Origin of the sequence: Herpetosiphon llansteffanensis (genome assembly GCF_003205875.1) — a bacterium.
GTDB lineage: Bacteria > Chloroflexota > Chloroflexia > Chloroflexales > Herpetosiphonaceae > Herpetosiphon > Herpetosiphon llansteffanensis.
The window spans coordinates 1-3,194 of record NZ_PUBZ01000018.1 but is presented as its reverse complement, the minus strand read 5'-3'; the positions used below and the strand labels follow the sequence as shown (position 1 = coordinate 3,194).

Genomic DNA, 3,194 nt, shown 5'->3' with positions numbered 1-3,194 from the left:
GTGCGCTGGTGGCATGCGGTGACGCTTGATACCAATCATCAACGAGGACAGAGAGGATGGTCATCACATCAGACAATGGTATACTGGACATCGACGGAACTCCTTCTGATGGTGGGTAAGCACTTCCATCGTGGGACTTCCGTCGTTTTTTGTCAAGGAATACGTTCGTGATAACTCACATCAGACGTATATTCGTACATATCACTCAGCTTGAGGTGCGCATTGATCGCCTCAAGCTGAATTGTTTGCTCTAGCGACCAAAACTCAATCAGCAACAGCCTTCATCCCTCATCCCTCATCCTTCATCCCTCATAATTCTAAAAAGCGCTTGACTGCTTGCTCGGAGCTAAGTTGGGGGTCGCTTTTGAGCCATTGTTGCTGCAAGCGTAAAAATGGCACAATATGATGCGTGCCAAGCTGCACTTCGCGCAAATAGAGCCTGCTCATGGGGTAGGCAGCCTCGTAGTAGCCAGAGCTATGAAAGCGGTCAACCGTGGTTTCAACATCGTACATCACCACCCGATGCTTCACCCGCCAGCCTTGGGGCTTGCGTTCGGCAATCGCATATTTGGCCCACGGGCTGCCATCAAGCGGCTGGCCAACTGCGCCAGTAGTGACGATCATACGCTCGCCCCAAGGCCGAAATTGGGGAATATGGTTGTGCGAACGAATAATCGTTTGAGGGGTATCAACGAACATCGCGGCTAATTCGCGTTGCGGCGTAATTGCAAAGACCGAATCTTGGTCGTGGCGCGGCGAGGCATGCACCACCAAAAGCTCATCGGTGTGGTAGGTTGTGGCCAAATCGTGTAAGGCGGCACGTTCAGCTTGGCTAAACTGATTGACAGTCCAGAGCGAGGGCTTCCACAAATCGCTGGCCCACTCTGCTGGCCGCACTGGCAAATCGTAATCGCGGATGTAGCGTTCATGATTGCCAGCAAGCAAAGTATAGCCAGTAGCGCGCGCTAAATCCAAGCATGCCCGGGGATCAGGCCCGCCGTTGATCACATCGCCATTAATGACGACGTGATCAACCGCTTGCGCTTGCAAATCCTCAAGCACAGCCTCGAAGGCGGCTAAATTACTATGAATATCGCTGAGGATGGCAATGCGCATTATTCTGCATCAGGATCTGTGGGTGGTTCCCACGGATACACAATCCACTGATCGGTTTCAGCGGCATAAAAATCGGGCCGACCTTCGACTTTGGATGAACCAGGTTTGAAGTGGAGCACAGCAACTTCATAATTTGCGCCAGCAGTATCCAGCCGTTGCTTCACCGCAGCAATCGTGCGGCCACTATCCCAAATATCATCGATTACCAATAATTTCTTGCCCACAATCAGCGGATCGCTGGGAAATTGCAAGAACGTAGGAATTTCACGGGTTGTACCAATTCCAGTGTAGAATTGCACCGCAGCAACGAGAATATTGCGCCAGTTGCGACGTTGGCTGATCAAACAGGCTGGGATCATCCCGCCCCGTGTGACAACCAGCAAGGCATCATAATCATTATGTAATTGTTCGTTAATAATTTCAACTAGTGATTGGATTTCATCCCATGAAAGGACGTGTTTGATCGTCATACGTTCTGCCTCGTTGAATCGCATTAGGCCTCTCATCGTGGGGTACCTCCCCACACTAGGCGGTAATGAGCGCCGTCAATTAAGCTATTCGCGATATTGTACCAGATAGGAGCTAGTATGAAACATTCTTCAACTGCGATTGCGCAACTATTACTTGAGGCCGGAGCTGTCGTGTTGGCCCCAGATAAGCCGTTTCGCTTTGCATCGGGCATTCTTTCGCCAATTTATTGCGATAATCGCTTGCTTTTGGCCCAAGTTAGTGCCCGCCGTACCATCACCGAAGCAATGTGCCAACAAATCAGCGATGAATTGTTGAATAGCGAAGTGATTGCAGGCACTGCCACTGCTGGCGTGCCTTGGGCGGCATGGGTTGCCCATGAATTAAGCTTGCCTATGGCCTATGTGCGTTCAGGAGCCAAAAAATATGGCCGTGGTCAACAGGTCGAAGGTGGGGTTCAAGCCAATCAACGCGCAGTCGTAATCGAAGATTTGATCAGCACTGGCGGCAGCGCCTTGGATGCAGTCGCTGGGTTGCGCCAAATTAACGCACTTGTGGCCGATTGTTGTGCAATCTTTACCTACGAGATGGAAGAATCGAAGCAGCGCTTTAATGCAGCTGGCGTGCGCTTAATGACATTAACCAATCTTTCAACCTTGTTGGAAGTCGCCGCGCAGCAAAATTATATTCGCCCAGAACATCGCAGCCTGATTAGCAATTGGGCCACCGATCCCGCTGGTTGGGCCGCCCGCGCCGGTCTCAGCGCCGAATAAAAATCCCCGCAACGTGCAGATACCAATCTAAGAGCACGAAGATTTAAGCTCTTCGCGCTCTTTGCAATTAACTGGTTGACCAAGGCATTAATGTCGCAATCACTCGCTCGATATGGCGCTCGAGTTCGGCCTGCTCAAGAATATCGATTTGGGCCAAGGCATTGCTGAACGAAGCCAGCGCCAAGGGCAAAATCCCCAACGAAATGACGGCTAACAAAAAAGTTGGATGGCTAAATTGTTGAAATTTGCCTTCAGCCCGCATTGCCTCAAAAAATGGCTGCATCATGGCGCTCAGCGGGCGCAGCTGTTGCATAAAATAATTCAAGCGTTCGCCGCCGCTAATGCTTTCATGCACCATCAAGCGTGGCACCTCGCAAAAACTAGCCGAGAGCCGAATAATCGTGGCAACCGAGCGTTTGATCACAGCGCTTGGCTCGTGCTGCTCGGCAATTGCAGCATCAACCAAAGGCAAGAGTGCCGCCAAATAGTCCGCCAGCGCAGCATCAACCACCGCCTGCCAAATTGCCTCTTTCGAGCCGAAATGATGGCGTAATAAGCCATGCGTCACGTCTGCATGGCTCGCAATATCGCGCAAGCTAAGCGCTTCGAAGCCCTGCAAGGCAAATAAATGGCGTGCGCTGAGCAAAATCCGCTGACGGGTTTGTTGGGCCGTGCTCTCCGATTGGCGGCCACTCAGTTTTTCGTTGGGTTGATTCATAGTCGATCAATTCTAGGATTAATGGTATGCCCTCACCCCAACCCCTCTCCCACGGAGCGGGCGAGGGGCTTTGATGCTGTGGTTCCCCCTCGCCTCGCGGGCGGGCTAGGGGGCTAGGG

At 51.9% G+C, this 3,194-nt stretch carries 4 protein-coding genes; 1 reads left to right on the top strand and 3 read right to left on the bottom strand.

The annotated features are described in order from the left end of the window. Positions 1–309: 309 nt before the first annotated feature. Together C5S61_RS01190 and C5S61_RS01185 are read right to left on the bottom strand one after the other, a co-directional pair. Positions 310–1,116, bottom strand: coding sequence for a metallophosphoesterase family protein (locus tag C5S61_RS01190; protein ID WP_110513307.1), 807 nt, complete (start codon positions 1,114–1,116; stop codon positions 310–312). Beyond that, the gene (locus C5S61_RS01185) at positions 1,116–1,610 is read right to left on the bottom strand and encodes a phosphoribosyltransferase (RefSeq protein ID WP_239583880.1); all 495 of its coding nucleotides are present in this window, start codon (positions 1,608–1,610) and stop codon (positions 1,116–1,118) included. The genes C5S61_RS01190 and C5S61_RS01185 overlap by 1 nt, the downstream gene beginning before the upstream one ends. Positions 1,611–1,703: 93 nt before the next feature. Here C5S61_RS01185 and pyrE point away from each other — a divergent pair, with 93 nt between their 5' ends. Further along, positions 1,704–2,357, top strand: coding sequence for an orotate phosphoribosyltransferase (gene pyrE / locus C5S61_RS01180; RefSeq protein ID WP_110513306.1), 654 nt, complete (start codon positions 1,704–1,706; stop codon positions 2,355–2,357). Positions 2,358–2,424: 67 nt separating this feature from the next. On the opposite strand, the gene C5S61_RS01175 is transcribed toward pyrE, so the two are convergent. Continuing rightward, a complete protein-coding gene (locus C5S61_RS01175; RefSeq protein ID WP_110513305.1) occupies positions 2,425–3,075 on the bottom strand; it encodes a TetR/AcrR family transcriptional regulator in 651 nt (216 codons plus the stop codon). Positions 3,076–3,194 lie beyond the last annotated feature (119 nt).